This is a genomic window from Mesorhizobium sp. M2A.F.Ca.ET.046.03.2.1, from assembly GCF_003952425.1.
GTDB lineage: Bacteria > Pseudomonadota > Alphaproteobacteria > Rhizobiales > Rhizobiaceae > Mesorhizobium.
Map to the genome: position 1 here is coordinate 6,596,165 of NZ_CP034449.1, position 14,044 is coordinate 6,610,208.

Here is a 14,044-nt window from a genome sequence, read left to right on the forward strand (position 1 = left end):
GGGATCGACAGTATGCGCGCTATGCCGGTTCAGGCCGCGGCAACGACGTCGGCCGAATAGCGCAGTTCGCGCATCGGCTTCACCTTGCTGGTCGTGTCGGCGTAAATCGGATGCGCCTTGTAGGCGGCAAGCGCCGCCTCGTCCTCGAACTCGGCATAGACGACCACGTCGATCGCGTTGGAGAACAGATCGACCTTGGTGTTGAGCGTCACTTCGAAATGCTTGGAATGCGGAATCTTGCCTAGCGCCAGCAGGCCCGAGCGCACGGCCTCGACATCTTCCTTGCGCCGCACGCTGAAGAAAACGATGTGCCGGATCAAGCCAACCTCCGTGATCGTCGATTCAGCGGTGTTTTTGTGGGAGCGATGCCTGGGCGTCAACCGGCAACGATGTCGCGCCCGCGATATGCAACCGGCAAGGCTTATCCGGTGACTTGGCGCACGATGCGCGACATTTCCCGCACGGTCACGTCGAGATAGTGACCATGATTGTAGAGGCCATCCCAGATCAGGAAGAAGGCAATGGCTGCGATGACGATTACATAACGCATGGCTAAAACTAACGCATGTGGACGGCTTGAACCAGAGTGGGAGCGGCCACGGTCCTTCGAGTTCACGGCTTTTTGCCCCGGGCCGCTTCTCCGGGCCGGTCACCAAGCCTTCGACTGCGGCGCCAAGAGCATCAGCTCTTGTCGTCGTCGCCCTGCGTGATCAGCCGCGCGCTGCGCTGACCTGTAAGATAAATCCATAGCCAGCTAAGCGAAACCGCCAGGCGGTTGCGGAAGTCGATCAGGAAATAGATGTGGGCGATGCCCCACAGCCACCAGGCGAGCCAGCCGGTGAGCTTGATCCAGCCGAAATCGATCGCGGCGGCGCGTTTGCCGATCGTCGCCAGATCGCCGGCATGACGGTATTGGAAAGGCCGCGTGGCGATGTCGCCGGCAAGCCGCGCCTTGATCGTCGCGGCGACATGCTTGCCCTCCTGCTTGGCCGAGGGCGCCACACCCGGCACGGGCTTCCCATCCGGCCGCACCACATGCGCGGTGTCGCCGATGACGAAAATGTCCGGGCTGCTCGGCACGGTGAGGTCGGGTTCGACCAGCACCCTGCCCGCCCGGTCGGCGGAAGCGCCCAGCCATTCGGCCGCAGACGAGGCGGCAACGCCAGCGGCCCAGATGATCGTCCTTGCCGGTAGCTGCTTGTCGCCAAAGACGACGCCCTCGGCGTCGAGTCGGGTGACGGGGCGGCCGAGCTCGACGGTGACGCCGAGCCGCTCCAGCGCCTTGCGGGCGTAGTCGGAAAGTTGCGGCGCGAAATTTGCCAGGATGCGGTCGCCGGCCTCGATCAGCACGACGCGCGCCTGGCGTGTGTCGATGTTGCGGAACTCGCCGCGTAGCGTGTCGTGCGCGAGTTCGACAATGGTGCCGGCGAGCTCTGCGCCCGTCGGGCCGCCGCCGACGATGACAAACGTCAGCAACGCCTGGCGCCTGGTGGGATCGGTTTCGCGTTCGGCCTGCTCGAAGGCGAGCAGGATGCGGCGCCGGATCGTCGTGGCATCCTCGAGCGTCTTCAGCCCCGGCGCGAACGGCTCCCACTCGTCATGGCCGAAATAGGCGTGACGCGCGCCGGTGGCGAGGACCAGCGTGTCGTAAGGGACCGAACTGCCGTCGTCGAGCAGCACGCGCTTGCCGGCGCGGTCGACACCGGTGACAGTGCCGAGAAGCGTCGTCACGTCCTTGCGCCTGCGTAAGAGATGACGGATCGGCCAGGCCACCTCCGAGGTCGCCAGCGACGTCGTCGCCACCTGGTAGAGCAGCGGCTGGAACAGGTGGTGATTGCGCTTGTCGATCATGGTGATGCGCACCGGCGCACCAGCCAGCGCGCGGGTGAGTTCGAGCCCGCCGAATCCGGCGCCGACGACCACGACATGATGCCTGGCTTCGCTCATTTCATCCACCTCGCGGTGTAAAACTACCACATAGAATGTAGGTATTTTGTGCGCTGCAACAACAGTCTTGCCGGCTGGAAACATGCCCCAGAGTCGTCGCGCGGCGTCGTGAATGCATATGTAGCGCGTGCTGCCGCAGGTATAGCGTGAGACCCCATGACAGGAGCCTATCATGGCTGACAATCGCGACGACGAAGGGCCGGCCCAATACGCATCACCGCCCTGCTTCATGCATGAACTCGAGCCGGAATACCGGGAGCCGCTGTCCGATTGGACGGATATCAGGCGTTGGCGCAAGGCCGAGCGCGAGCGGCTCATCAATGCCCGCCTTGCCGTCTCAGCCGATGCGCGCGCCGCCATGTCGGCACGTATCGCGGTCGGCCTCGACGCGCTGATCGGCGACATAGAGGGCCGGATGGTCAGCCTCTATTGGCCGTTTCGCGGCGAGCCGGATCTGCGCGGCTGGATGGCCTCTATCAACGAGCGCGGCGGCCGCACCGCGCTGCCTGTCGTCATCGAGAAGGGTCAGCCGCTGGTGTTTCGCGCCTACAGACCGGGCGACCGGCTGGAAAAGGGTGTCTGGAACATTCCGATCCCGGCCGAAGGCGACCCCGTCCTGCCCGACATCGTGATTTCGCCGATCGTCGGCATCGATCCAGGCAAGTATCGGCTGGGCTATGGCGGCGGCTTTTACGACCGCACGCTGGCCGCCATGCCGTTCAGGCCGCTGGTGATCGGCGTCGGCTATGAATTGCAGCGCATCCCCACCATCTACCCGCAGCCGCACGACATTGCGATGACGACTGTGGTGACGGAGGCGAATCCCGCCTAAACGGGCCAGGTCCATCGATCGGATAGTGGAAAATCAGCGTGAAAGTGACGCCGACCGCCTCCATGTCCCTGCGGCCGTCGACGACCATCTCCTTCAGGGTGTTGAGTTGCGCCGCATGCTCGTCGGTATCCCAGACGCTAACTTGGACCATCTCGCCTTTCGGCGAGACGCCCGAATAAAAGTGGAGCAGCCCCGGCAGCCGTCTGACGGCTTGGATGATGTACTGCGCGGTTTTCTTGCTGGCGGCATCAACCTCGGCAAACCGAGCCGGGTCGAAGCTGGCGCGCGAGATGCGGATGAGGGAGGTTGTCGGCAATGACTCGGCGAGCGTAGTTCTTTCTGTCATATCGCAGCTGCTGCCTCCTACTGGTTATCAATCCAGATCCTAGGCCATCTCCGGCCTCAAGCCGACCGCCGTGCGATCGACGATCTCGCGCAGCGCGAAGGACGAGTTGATCTTGGTCACATGCGGCATCGCCGACAGCCACTCCTTGTGGATGCGCTCATAGTCGACGAGATCCTTCGCCGCGATGCGCAGGATGTAGTCGTATTCGCCCGACATCAGATGGCAGGAGAGCACGTTCGGGCAACGCTTGATCGCCGCCTCGAAATCCGACAGCGTCTTTTCGAATTGCCCCGACAGCGATATGTGCACGATCGCCGTCATCTGGTGGCCGAGCGCGCTGTTGGAAAGCCGCGCGTGATAGCCGCGGATGGTTCCGGACTTCTCCAGGTTGTCGAGCCTGCGCGAGCAGGCCGATTGCGAAAGGCCGACCTTCTCGGCAAGCGCCGCATTGGGTATCCGGCCATCCTTCTGCAAAGTCTCCAGAATGGCGATATCAATCCTGTCGAGCGGCATTTTTCGTGGTTCCTGCGAATTTCCGGCTATTTTGCGCAACGATTATCGAAGACCGATCCTTGCCGCAAGTGCATTCGCAAACACATACGGAACGATTCGTGGTTGACTGCGATTATTGCGTGTCGCCTCCAAATCGCGCGGCGTTCCGGAGCTGATGGCATGCACCAATGACAGGGAGAGCGCCCCTGAAAGGGCGTGGACAGGAGAAGAAAGATGCGTGTCGGCTGCCCCAAGGAAATCAAGAACCATGAATATCGCGTCGGCCTGACGCCCGGCTCGGTCCGCGAATATGTCGCGCACGGCCACGACGTGCTGGTCGAGACCGGCGCCGGCGCCGGCATCGGCGCCGACGACAACGCCTATCGCGCCGCTGGCGCCACCATCGCCAAGACGGCGGCCGACGTGTTCGCCAAGTCGGACATGATCGTCAAGGTCAAGGAACCGCAGCCCAATGAATGGGTGCAGCTGCGCGACGGCCAGATCCTCTATACCTATCTGCACCTGGCTCCGGATCCGGAGCAGACCAAGGGTCTTCTCGCTTCGGGCGTCACCGCGATTGCCTATGAGACCGTGACCGACGACCGCGGCGGCCTGCCGCTGCTCGCGCCGATGTCGGAAGTCGCCGGCCGCCTGTCGATCCAGGCTGGCGCGACAGCGCTGCAGAAGGCCAATGGCGGCCGCGGTGTGCTGCTTGGCGGCGTGCCGGGCGTGCTGCCCGGCAAGGTCACCGTGCTCGGCGGCGGCGTCGTCGGCCTGCATGCGGCCAAGATGGCGGCCGGCCTCGGCGCCGACGTCACCATCATCGACCGCTCGATCCCGCGTCTGCGCCAGCTCGACGACATTTTTGGCGGCCGCGTCCACACGCGTTACTCGACCGTCGAGGCGTTGGAAGAGGAATGCTTCTCGGCCGACGTCGTTATCGGCGCCGTGCTGATCCCGGGCGCCGCGGCGCCCAAGCTCGTCACCCGCGAGATGCTTTCCGGCATGAAGAAGGGCTCGGTGCTGGTCGACGTCGCGATCGACCAGGGCGGCTGCTTCGAGACCTCGCATGCCACGACGCATGCCGATCCGACCTACGAGGTCGACGGTGTGATCCACTATTGCGTCGCCAACATGCCGGGCGCCGTGCCGGTCACCTCGGCGCACGCGCTCAACAACGCGACGCTGCACTATGGCCTGCAGCTCGCCGACAAGGGGCTCAAGGCGCTGGTCGACGACCACCACCTGCGCAACGGCCTCAACGTCCACAAGGGCAAGATCACCAACCGCGCCGTCGCCGAAGCGCTCGGCTACGAAATGGTCGAGCCGAAAGCGGTGCTCGCCGCCTGATATCCGGCAAGAATTCCTCCTGTCACGCCCGCCGGTTAACTCCGGCGGGCTTTTTTCTTGCGCGGAAGTAGGTTTCCGTGAAGAAGTCCGGACAACAAAAAAGCGGAGCAAAAGCCCCGCTTCCTCGATGTTGCGACCTGCCGCCGGTCCATCCGCGGTCGACTGATCATCAACCATTGCTTCTTAGCAAAGGAGTACGACGAGAATACGACAGTCTTGACGGACTTCGATCCTGTCTTTCGGCCGTTATGCGTCCCTGTGTGAAGTGCTTCACATTCGCGCGGCGGGAAAGATGCCTAGACACGCGATGCTACTGGCGGTCTGTGCTGCTTGCCGGGTTCGGACAATCCCGCCCTGACAGCACTTGCCGACAGCTTCTGTCAGACCCTCCAACGGCCCGCCTGACCATCGGCGGGCTTCTTTTTTGGGGCTTGTCGGTTTGGGATCAGGCCCGCTCGATGCGGCATTGATAGCAATTGTTCCGCGCCGAGCGGACGTGGATGTAGGCGATGTCGTCGCGCTCAAGCAGTGTCGTGGCGCGGGCTGCGATATCGCCCGTCGGCGTGACCGCGCCGCTGCCATAGACGATGCGATCGTCCTTGCCATAGCCCCTGACGATATAGTCGCTGCTTGCGAGCATTTCCGGCAGCGCCTCCCCGTCGGCGGCGCGTTCGCATTCCTCGGCGTGTAGGAAGATCGGGCCGGTCTCGGCATAGGGCTGCAGTTCCGGGAATGGCCTGTAGGCCATGATCAGATAGCCGTCGCCGACTGCGACGTTTTTCATGCAATGCCTGCAGGGCACGCCGTCGCCGTCGGAAATCCGATGTTCCGGGGCAAGGCCATAGGCGTCGGGCCCTCCCCCCTGCAAGGCGCGCACGGCTTCGGTCGGCAAGGCTTTGAACTGGATGCTCATGGCAAAATCTCCGGTGGCGATGTCCGGAAATTATGCTTTGGCGGCAGTGCCTCCCACCCGATTCCTGCCTAGAGCGGTTCACCGTTTCACGGAAACGGCGAACCGCTCTAACTCTTGGTTTTTACGCAATTCCGGACGGAAAACCGCTCACACTTTTCCTGGAATTGCTCTAGCGGCACGCATATGGAAGAGCCCGGCTGCTTTGCGCAACCGGGCTCTAGACATCGGCATTGTCGGACTGAGCGTTACCGCACGAAGTCGTCGAAGCGGCGCAGCGTCACGCGGCGGTTGCGCCAGTTCTCCTGCTGGGTCGGAACGAGCAGGAATTCCTCGCCATAGCCAACGGTTTCCAGCGCGAATGCGGGCACGCCGAACTCGCCTACCAGGGTCCGCTTGAGGGAGGCGGCCCGGCGCTCGGACAGGACCTGGTTCGACTCGAAGGAGCCGACAGCGTCGGTGTGGCCCTCGATCAGGATGCGGGCGCCACGGTCGCGTCGCAGGATGCGATGGAGCGCGTCGGCGATGATCTCGACCTTGCCATATTGCGAGGGGGCGATGGCGGGCGAGCCGAACTCGAAATTGATCGACTGGATGTCGATCGAACGCGCCATGTGCCGCAGGTCCGGCCGGCGCTTGAACTCGCGAATAGTGACACGTTCATTGGGGCGCAGCTTCTTCCTGGGCGCGGCCTCGAGCTGCCGCTCGATGGTCGCGGCCGAAGGCGTGGTCGCCTGTGCGAATGCCAGGCTCGGCATGGCAATTGCCGCGATCGCGGCAACGGCAAACATACGTCGGGTCAACATGTCTTTTCTCCTACAAGCTCGGCCTCGTAATGCGGCCGGACAATGGCAAAGACAGTCTGAAGCGGCGATGAACGGGATGTTCAGGCCCACGGCAATTCCGGGAAAAGCGTTCGCCGGTTGGGCTCGGCTGCGGCGTGAAACGGGTCTAGCCTCGCATGACGCTGGCCGAACGCTCGGCGAAGGTCAGCGGGTGCACGACTTCCTTCTTCTGCGCCACAGGCGTGAAGCCGAGTTTCTGGTACAGCGGCAGTGCCGCCGGATGGTCGAGCGTGCAGGTCTGCACGGACACGAACTTTGGCCCATATGCCCAGGCCGCCGAGATCGCCGCGCCGAGGAACCAGCGGCCGATGCCCTGGCCATGCGCATGTTCCATCATGCCGAAATAGGCGAGCTCCACTTCGTCCGGAAGATGCGGCTTTAGGTCGAAGAAGCCGGCTGGAGCGCCATCGAGATAGAGCACCCTGACGTCGCGGTCCTCGCGGTGCAGGCCGGCGGCAAGCTCCTCGTCGCTCATCCTCAGCACATTGACCCAGTGCCATTTGCGCCCGACGCGATCTATCAAATAGCGGTAGAAATGGAGCGGGATGTCCTTGGTCTTCAGCAGCGCGATCTGCCGGTTGTAGGGGATCGGCGACGAAACCGCCGGCGCGGCGTGCATCTCCAGGAACGTGACCGTGACATCGATAGCTTGCGGCGCGCCGTTTTCCATCATTCTTTCCCCGTCACCACCGGCGTGTCGCTGAGACCGCCCCATTCCGTCCACGAACCGTCGTAAAGGCGGTTGTCGGTATGGCCGAGCGTCTCCAACGCGAGCGTGATCGCCGCCGCCGTGATGCCCGAGCCACAGGACGTGACGACCGGCTTCGACAGGTCGATGCCGGCATCCTCGATCACCTTACGCAGTCGATCCTTGGGCAGCAGCTCGCCATTCTCGGCAAGCGCCGTGATCGGGACATTATGCGCGCCCGGCATATGGCCCGAACGGACGCCCGGGCGCGGCTCCGGATCGATTCCGACAAAACGGCCGGGCGAGCGTGCGTCGGCGATCTGGCTCTGGCGGCCCTCGACGATCCTGCGCATCTCGTCGAGGCTGACAACCCGGCCCGCATCGAAATCGGCATGGAAGACGCTCGGCGCCATCTTGGTCGGCTCGGACGTCACGGGCCGCCCCTCGGCCTTCCAGCGGTCGAAGCCACCGTTCAGAATATAGACCTGGAAAACGCCCATGACGCGGAGCATCCACCAGGCGCGCGGCGCCGAGAACAGGCCAGGCCCGTCATAGATGACGATGGTGTCATCGGCCGTAACGCCCATGGCGCCGACATATTGGGCAAAGTGCTGCGGCGAAGCCAAAGTGTGCGGCAATTTGGAATCCGGATCGGAAACCGCATCCTGGTCGAGGAAGCGCGCACCGGGAATGTGCGCGGCATCGTATTCGGCGCGGGCGTCTCGCTTTTGCGCCGGCAGATACCAGGAGGCGTCGATGATGGTGAGGCCGGGCTCGCCAAGCTGCTTCTCCAGCCAGTCGGCGTCGACGATGAAAGGACTGTCCTGCGCCATTTTTTGTTCTCCCTGGCCCGCCTCAGTTCGCCGGCATTGGTCCGAAGCGGATGCGGAAGCGGCGGTTCTCGCGGCCTTTCTTCTCGATCTTGCCGATATGAATCTCGCCGACCTCGCCGGTCGACTTCACATGCGTGCCGCCGCAGGGCTGGCTGTCGACCGAGCCGTTGTCGCCGATGCAGACCAGGCGGATTTTACCTGTGCCGACCGGCGGGCGGACGTTCTTCGATTTGACCAGGCCGGGATTGGCGGCGAGCTCTTGGTCGGTGATCAACCGGGTGAAGATCGGATGGTCGGCGCGCACCAGCTCCATCAGCCGGGCCGTAACATCTTCCTTGGTGAAGCCGGTGTCGGGGGTATCGAAGTCGACACGGCTGTCGTCCTCGGCGACCGCGGCCCCGGTGATCGGAAACGGGCAAACGACCGTCAGCAGGTGGCAGGCGGTATGCATGCGCATCAGAAGGTGCCGCCGCTCCCAGTCGATCGAGAGCTTCAGCCTTTCGCCGACAGCGGGGAGCAGCTGCTCCGGCGCCGGCACGTGGATGATCTCATCCTTGGTCTCGCCGGTGATGGTGGCGGCGATCGCGATGCGGCCGCCGTCCGCTCGTTCGAGCATGCCGGCATCGCCCGGCTGTCCACCCGACGTGGCGTAGAAGATGGTGCGGTCGAGAAGGATGCCACCCCGATCGTTGACGGCGACAACCTCGGCCTCGGCCGTCATCTGATAGGCGTCGTCGCGAAAAAGCGCCGCTGTCTTGTGCGCCATCATGCTACCTTTTCGAACGGCACGGAAATGTCGGCCCTTTCTTCCATCCAGCCCGGCACCGGAAGGTTCTTGCCGCGCAGGAACTCCGGATTGAAGAGCTTGGACTGGTAGCGCGTGCCGTAGTCGGCAAGGATCGTCACGATGGTGTGGCCCGGTCCGAGCTCGCGCGCCAGCCGGATGGCGCCGGCGATGTTGATGCCGGTCGAGCCGCCGACACAGAGGCCCTCTTCCTGGATCAGGTCGAAGATGATCGGCAACGCTTCCTCGTCCGGGATCTGGAAGGAGAAGTCCGGCCTGAAGCCTTCCAGATTGGCGGTGATGCGGCCCTGCCCGATGCCTTCGGTGATCGAGCTGCCGTCGGATTTCAACTCGCCGCTGGTGTAGAAACTGTAGAGCGCCGCGCCCAGCGGATCGGCGAGCGCGATCTTGACGTCCTTGCTCTTGTCCTTGAGGCCCAGCGCGACACCAGCGAGCGTGCCGCCGGAGCCTACGGCCGAAACGAAGCCATCGACCTTGCCGCCGGTCTGGGCCCAGATTTCCTCGGCCGTCGTGCGGACATGACCGTCGCGGTTGGCGACATTGTCGAACTGGTTGGCCCAGATCGCGCCGTTCGGCTCCGAGCGCGCCAGTTGCTCGGCAAGCCGGCCCGACAGTTTTATGTAGTTGTTGATGTTCTTGTAGGGCACGGCCGGTACTTCGATGAGCTCCGCGCCCAAGATCTTGATCGTGTCCTTCTTTTCCTGGCTCTGCGTGTCGGGGATGACGATCACGGTGCGGTAGCCGAGCGCCTTGGCGACCAGCGTCAAGCCGATGCCGGTGTTGCCGGCAGTGCCTTCGACGATGAGCCCGCCGGGCTTGAGCAGCCCGCGCTGTTCGGCGTCGCGGATGATAAACAGGCCGGCCCGATCCTTCACCGATTGCCCCGGATTCATGAACTCGGCCTTGCCGAGGATCTCGCAGCCGGTCGCTTCCGAAGCCTTGTTGAGCCGGATTAGGGGCGTGTTGCCGATCGCTTCGATCACTGAACGGGGCATGTGGGATTCCTTCATGTGTGCGGCGAGACCCTAAAAACCGGACGCCGCGGTTTCAAGGCAAGATTTTGCCTGGTCCAGTCGCATTGCGGATGGTGCAACGCTCGCGACCATTTCGGTGCCAAGTGCAAAACCGCTCTTTTCAACCGAATTCTCCGCCGCTAGAGCAAACCGGAACATCCGCAGGACACCCTATGACACTCTACCGGGCCAATCCGAAAGAGGGTGTCGCCTGGATCACGGGCGGCAGCAGCGGGCTTGGTCGCGCGCTGGCCAAGGATCTCGCCAATCAAGGCTATGCCGTGGCGGTGACGTCGCTACCGGAAGATCCAGCCGACACGCTGATCGTCGAAACGGCGCAAATGTCCGGGCATGTGAGGTCCTTTCCCTGCGACGTCACCGACGAGCAGGGCATGGCCCGCACGGCCGCCGCGATCGAGGAGCAGATGGGACCGATCGTGCTTGCCGTCTTCAACGCCGGCAACTACATCGCCACCCCCGGAGAGAATCTGGTGGTGCGCGATTTCCATCGTTCCTTCGCCGTGAACTATTTCGGCATCGTCAACGGCGTGGTGCCTGTCGTCGAGCATATGCGCGTGCGCGGACGCGGCCATGTCGTTCTTGTCGGATCGGTCACCGCCTATTCCGGCTGGCCGACAACGGCGGCCTATGGCGGCACCAAGGCCGCGATCAACATCCTGGCGGAGTCGCTGAAATACGACTTCGACAAGATGAACATCCGCATCCAGGTCATCAATCCGGGGTTCATCGACACGCCTTTGACCGAAAAGAACAAGCTGCCGATGCCGGGCCTCATGCCTGTGCATCGCGCCTCGCGCCGCATGGCGCGCGGCATCAGGAAGGGCGGCTTCGAAGTCACCTTCCCGTATCACATAAGCTGGCCGGTGAAGCTGCTCGGCCTGCTGCCGCGGCCGATCGGCCGCTTCGTCATCGGGCTCACCACCCACTGGCGGGGTCGGCCGCTGCATTTCGATCGCAGGCCGGCGGGCAAAAAAGACCCGTCCCGCGACAAGGCGACATAAGCCGGCGAAACGACGATTGCCTGCCGGCGGGGACGGCCATAGGTTGAGAATCATTGCTTGGAGACTGGAATGGGGCGGCGGATCGTGCTGGCGGTGCTTGGCTTTGCAGTCATCCTGGTCGCCGGCTTCTTTCTCGGCCCGCGCGTGCCGGTAGACACCACAATCCGCTTCAATCCATGGGTGATCGGCGACGATCCGCAGGCCTATCTGGCGCGTGAAGAGGCTGCCGTGCCCAACATACGCGACGGGCTCGACAAGGAGATCATCTGGGCGAACCCGATGGTCCACGCCAAGACGCCTTTGGCCATCGTCTACATCCACGGCTTTTCCGCCTCTAAAGGCGAGGTCCGCCCCTTGCCGGACGACATTGCGGATGAACTGGAGGCCAACCTTTTCTACACGCGGCTGACCGGTCACGGCCAGGACGGCGTGGCTATGGCGCAAGGCAGCGTCAATGCGTGGATCAACGACTATGAGGAGGCTTTGGCCATTGGGCGCGAAATCGGCGACAAGGTGATCGTCATCGGAACCTCGACCGGCGGCTCGCTGGCGGCGTGGGCCGCAACGCAGCCCGGCGCATCCGACGGTGTCGCGGCCATCGCGTTCATATCGCCGAATTTCGGCGTCAAGGCCTCCGGCGCGGAGTTGCTGACCATGCCCTGGGGCAGGCAGATCGCCGAACTTGTCGGCGGCAAGGAGCGCAGTTTCCCGGCACGCAACGCGCTGCACGAAAAATTCTGGACGACCAAATACCCGATGAAAGCGGTGCTGCCGATGGCCGCGCTCACCGAGCTTGCCTATACCGCGCCGGTCGAGAAGGCAAAGATCCCTGCCCTGTTCATCTTCTCGGATTCCGACAAGGTGGTGCGGCCGGATCGCACACGCGAGATCGCCGGGCGCTGGGGCGGTCCGCACGAGCTGGTGCCGGTCGACGATACCGGCGATCCGGACAATCACGTCATCGCCGGCGATGTGCTGTCGCCGCAGACCACACGCTTTCTAACGGAGCGTATCGTGGTCTGGGTGAAGGCGTTGATGCAGCAGCAATCTGGCCAGTGAAACGAAAAACGGCCGGAGCATTCGCTCCGGCCGTTCCTCGATCAGATTTGATGAGCTCAAGCAGCGCGGTTCGCCGGACGCTTGCCGCCGAAGCGGCGCTTGTTGTTGCCCTTGAAGCGCTTGAAACCGCCGGGTTTGCGCTCGCCGTTCGGCTGCGCGGCCGCCGGGCGTTCGCCCTGCGGCTTCGGTCCGCGCTCTCCGTTGGGCTTGCCGGTGAAGTGCTTCTTGCCACCGCCATTGCCCGGTCGGCGGCCGTCGCGGCGGCCGCCATGATGCTCGCGGTCATTGGCCGGCTCGAAATGGCGCTCGGTCTTTTCCCTGGGGTCGCGCTGCGGATCCGGGCTGCCGAGGTGGTCGGCAACGACCGGCAGCTTCATGCGGATGATACGCTCGACCTGCCGCAGCTTGGCATTCTCGGAGGGGTCGCAGAGCGTGATCGCGATGCCGTCCCTGCCGTTGCGGCCGGTGCGGCCGATGCGATGGACGTAGCTTTCAGCCTCGTCCGGCAGGTCGAAATTCACGACATGGCTGATGCCGGGCACGTCGATGCCGCGCGCCGCGATATCGGTCGCCACCAGGATGCGAACCGAGCCGTCGCGGAAATCGTTGAGCGCCTTCTGACGGGCGTTCTGCGACTTGTTGCCGTGGATGACGGCGGCTTCAAAACCGTCGCGCACAAGATCCTTGGTGACACGATCGGCGCCATGCTTGGTGCGCGAGAACACGATCACCGTGCGCATCGCCTCGTCGACCAGCATCTTGGACAGCACCTGGCGCTTCTGCCTTGTGCGGGCAAGCACCACGCTCTGCACGATCTCGGCGGCGGTCGTGCTCTGCGGCGAGACTTCGACGCGGACCGGATTCTTCAGGAGGCCCTTGGCAAGCTCGGCGATCTCGTCGGGCATGGTTGCCGAGAACAGCGCCGTCTGGCGGTCCGGCGCGGTCGCCTTCGCGATGCGCTTGACGTCGTTGATGAAACCCATGTCGAGCATGCGGTCGCCCTCGTCGAGGACGAGCCATTTGGTGTCGGCAAGGATAAGGTCGCCTTCCCGCACGAGGTCGGTCAACCGCCCAGGCGTGGCGATCAGGATGTCGACGCCGGGCGCGATCTTCTTCACCTGGCTGAAGCGCGAGACGCCGCCGAGCACCAGCGCGGTCGAGATATGCGCGCCCTTGGCGAGCAGCTTGATGGTGTCCTCGATCTGCACGGCGAGCTCGCGCGTCGGCGCCAGGATTAGCGCGCGCGCCGTCATTGGCCGGCGCTTGGTGCCGAGGCCGATGATCTTCGACAGGATCGGCAGCGCGAAGGCAGCCGTCTTGCCCGAACCGGTCTGGGCGATGCCGAATATGTCGCGGCCTTCGAGCTGCGGCGGGATGGCCTGCACCTGGATCGGCTTCGGCTCTTTAAAGCCCGCGGCAAGCGTGGCCTTCAGCAGCGCGCCGCCGATGCCAAGGGCCGCGAAACCGGAGAGTTCCCCAGCGTCGTTGTTGGGGAGAGTGTTTTCGTTGGTCAAATTCATCTTCTTTCAAGCGGCGCAATCGCCGCAAACGTCGATGGCGGCAGGGCGCAACCTGCCGTCGAAACAAATATAAGGAAACGACAAGGCGGCGGACGGGAAACGTCCGCGCGGCTGCGCTGTCGTGCCCGCGGACGTCATGCCCCGGGGCTTTTTCGCCGTCTTGCCGATCGACCGAGGCCGATTTGAAAGAGGGAAAACAGACGCAACCAGTCTCATTCGTGGAGAAAGCCGGACAGGCCGGCCCAAGCGCCTATGGGCTGCATATGGCCGAGTCCGGCCCGAAATGCAAGGGGCGTCATGTTGCAATGCAGCAAAACGAGGGTGCTTGCGCTCTCCTGCCCTCGCCATTACCACAAACCACTTATCCGTTTTGGGGACCAGC

General features: G+C 63.7%; 15 protein-coding genes. 4 read left to right on the forward strand and 11 right to left on the reverse strand.

All coding sequences use genetic code 11. The annotated features are described in order from the left end of the window. Nucleotides 1–29: 29 nt before the first annotated feature. The 3 genes from EJ072_RS31455 to EJ072_RS31460 all read right to left on the reverse strand — a co-directional run bounded on the left by EJ072_RS31455 (nucleotide 30) and on the right by EJ072_RS31460 (nucleotide 1,947). Nucleotides 30–320: a Dabb family protein gene (locus tag EJ072_RS31455; protein WP_126061001.1), complete on the reverse strand. Its 291-nt coding sequence runs from the start codon at nucleotides 318–320 to the stop codon at nucleotides 30–32. A gap of 101 nt (nucleotides 321–421) precedes the next feature. Continuing rightward, entirely contained in the window at nucleotides 422–550 is a 129-nt protein-coding gene (locus tag EJ072_RS37410) for a hypothetical protein (RefSeq protein ID WP_278161972.1), read from the reverse strand. 131 nt (nucleotides 551–681) lie between these two features. Further along, a complete protein-coding gene (locus EJ072_RS31460; protein WP_126082774.1) occupies nucleotides 682–1,947 on the reverse strand; it encodes an NAD(P)/FAD-dependent oxidoreductase in 1,266 nt (421 codons plus the stop codon). A gap of 172 nt (nucleotides 1,948–2,119) precedes the next feature. Here EJ072_RS31460 and EJ072_RS31465 point away from each other — a divergent pair, with 172 nt between their 5' ends. Next, a complete protein-coding gene (locus tag EJ072_RS31465; RefSeq protein WP_126082775.1) occupies nucleotides 2,120–2,779 on the forward strand; it encodes a 5-formyltetrahydrofolate cyclo-ligase in 660 nt (219 codons plus the stop codon). A 385-nt stretch (nucleotides 2,780–3,164) separates the two neighbouring features. Here EJ072_RS31465 and EJ072_RS31475 read toward each other — a convergent pair whose 3' ends face one another. Next, complete coding sequence (locus EJ072_RS31475) at nucleotides 3,165–3,638, reverse strand: Lrp/AsnC family transcriptional regulator (RefSeq protein ID WP_040994689.1); 474 nt, start codon at nucleotides 3,636–3,638, stop codon at nucleotides 3,165–3,167. A 213-nt stretch (nucleotides 3,639–3,851) separates the two neighbouring features. On the opposite strand from EJ072_RS31475, the gene ald reads away from it, so the two are divergent. Further along, nucleotides 3,852–4,967, forward strand: coding sequence for an alanine dehydrogenase (gene ald / locus EJ072_RS31480; protein ID WP_126082776.1), 1,116 nt, complete (start codon nucleotides 3,852–3,854; stop codon nucleotides 4,965–4,967). A gap of 445 nt (nucleotides 4,968–5,412) precedes the next feature. Here ald and EJ072_RS31485 read toward each other — a convergent pair whose 3' ends face one another. The 6 genes from EJ072_RS31485 to EJ072_RS31510 all read right to left on the reverse strand — a co-directional run bounded on the left by EJ072_RS31485 (nucleotide 5,413) and on the right by EJ072_RS31510 (nucleotide 10,043). Further along, nucleotides 5,413–5,880 carry a DUF1203 domain-containing protein gene (locus EJ072_RS31485; RefSeq protein ID WP_126082777.1) on the reverse strand — a complete coding sequence of 156 codons (468 nt, stop codon included), beginning with the start codon at nucleotides 5,878–5,880 and terminating at the stop codon, nucleotides 5,413–5,415. A 245-nt stretch (nucleotides 5,881–6,125) separates the two neighbouring features. Next, on the reverse strand, nucleotides 6,126–6,683 hold the full coding sequence (locus EJ072_RS31490) for an OmpA family protein (protein ID WP_126082778.1): 558 nt from the start codon (nucleotides 6,681–6,683) through the stop codon (nucleotides 6,126–6,128). A 145-nt stretch (nucleotides 6,684–6,828) separates the two neighbouring features. After that, entirely contained in the window at nucleotides 6,829–7,392 is a 564-nt protein-coding gene (locus EJ072_RS31495; protein ID WP_126083809.1) for a GNAT family N-acetyltransferase, read from the reverse strand. Continuing rightward, nucleotides 7,392–8,243, reverse strand: coding sequence for a 3-mercaptopyruvate sulfurtransferase (gene sseA / locus EJ072_RS31500; protein WP_126082779.1), 852 nt, complete (start codon nucleotides 8,241–8,243; stop codon nucleotides 7,392–7,394). The genes EJ072_RS31495 and sseA overlap by 1 nt, the downstream gene beginning before the upstream one ends. A gap of 22 nt (nucleotides 8,244–8,265) precedes the next feature. Continuing rightward, nucleotides 8,266–9,009: an alanyl-tRNA editing protein gene (locus EJ072_RS31505; RefSeq protein ID WP_126083810.1), complete on the reverse strand. Its 744-nt coding sequence runs from the start codon at nucleotides 9,007–9,009 to the stop codon at nucleotides 8,266–8,268. Beyond that, the gene (locus EJ072_RS31510; RefSeq protein WP_126082780.1) at nucleotides 9,009–10,043 is read right to left on the reverse strand and encodes a cysteine synthase A; all 1,035 of its coding nucleotides are present in this window, start codon (nucleotides 10,041–10,043) and stop codon (nucleotides 9,009–9,011) included. Before EJ072_RS31510 ends, EJ072_RS31505 begins: the two co-directional genes overlap by 1 nt. Before the next feature lie 191 nt (nucleotides 10,044–10,234). Between EJ072_RS31510 and EJ072_RS31515 the strand changes: the two genes are divergently transcribed. Both EJ072_RS31515 and EJ072_RS31520 read left to right on the forward strand, forming a co-directional pair. Beyond that, complete coding sequence (locus EJ072_RS31515; RefSeq protein ID WP_126082781.1) at nucleotides 10,235–11,083, forward strand: SDR family NAD(P)-dependent oxidoreductase; 849 nt, start codon at nucleotides 10,235–10,237, stop codon at nucleotides 11,081–11,083. Between the two features lie 69 nt (nucleotides 11,084–11,152). Further along, nucleotides 11,153–12,142, forward strand: a complete 990-nt coding sequence (locus tag EJ072_RS31520; protein WP_126082782.1) for an alpha/beta fold hydrolase — start codon at nucleotides 11,153–11,155, stop codon at nucleotides 12,140–12,142. A gap of 56 nt (nucleotides 12,143–12,198) precedes the next feature. Here the strand turns inward: EJ072_RS31520 and EJ072_RS31525 are convergent, their stop codons facing one another. Beyond that, nucleotides 12,199–13,656 carry a DEAD/DEAH box helicase gene (locus EJ072_RS31525; RefSeq protein WP_126082783.1) on the reverse strand — a complete coding sequence of 486 codons (1,458 nt, stop codon included), beginning with the start codon at nucleotides 13,654–13,656 and terminating at the stop codon, nucleotides 12,199–12,201. Nucleotides 13,657–14,044 lie beyond the last annotated feature (388 nt).

Excerpts from the sequence above, each read along its gene's own strand:
- EJ072_RS31510 (WP_126082780.1), bottom strand. The coding sequence starts at position 10,043 with ATGCCCCGTTCAGTGATCGAAGCGATCGGCAACACGCCCCTAATCCGG.
- sseA (WP_126082779.1), bottom strand. The coding sequence starts at position 8,243 with ATGGCGCAGGACAGTCCTTTCATCGTCGACGCCGACTGGCTGGAGAAG.
- EJ072_RS31520 (WP_126082782.1), top strand. The coding sequence starts at position 11,153 with ATGGGGCGGCGGATCGTGCTGGCGGTGCTTGGCTTTGCAGTCATCCTG.
- EJ072_RS31495 (WP_126083809.1), bottom strand. The coding sequence starts at position 7,392 with ATGGAAAACGGCGCGCCGCAAGCTATCGATGTCACGGTCACGTTCCTG.
- EJ072_RS31505 (WP_126083810.1), bottom strand. The coding sequence starts at position 9,009 with ATGGCGCACAAGACAGCGGCGCTTTTTCGCGACGACGCCTATCAGATG.
- EJ072_RS31515 (WP_126082781.1), top strand. The coding sequence starts at position 10,235 with ATGACACTCTACCGGGCCAATCCGAAAGAGGGTGTCGCCTGGATCACG.
- EJ072_RS31485 (WP_126082777.1), bottom strand. The coding sequence starts at position 5,880 with ATGAGCATCCAGTTCAAAGCCTTGCCGACCGAAGCCGTGCGCGCCTTG.
- EJ072_RS37410 (WP_278161972.1), bottom strand. The coding sequence starts at position 550 with ATGCGTTATGTAATCGTCATCGCAGCCATTGCCTTCTTCCTGATCTGG.
- EJ072_RS31460 (WP_126082774.1), bottom strand. The coding sequence starts at position 1,947 with ATGAGCGAAGCCAGGCATCATGTCGTGGTCGTCGGCGCCGGATTCGGC.
- EJ072_RS31465 (WP_126082775.1), top strand. The coding sequence starts at position 2,120 with ATGGCTGACAATCGCGACGACGAAGGGCCGGCCCAATACGCATCACCG.
- EJ072_RS31475 (WP_040994689.1), bottom strand. The coding sequence starts at position 3,638 with ATGCCGCTCGACAGGATTGATATCGCCATTCTGGAGACTTTGCAGAAG.
- ald (WP_126082776.1), top strand. The coding sequence starts at position 3,852 with ATGCGTGTCGGCTGCCCCAAGGAAATCAAGAACCATGAATATCGCGTC.
- EJ072_RS31490 (WP_126082778.1), bottom strand. The coding sequence starts at position 6,683 with ATGTTGACCCGACGTATGTTTGCCGTTGCCGCGATCGCGGCAATTGCC.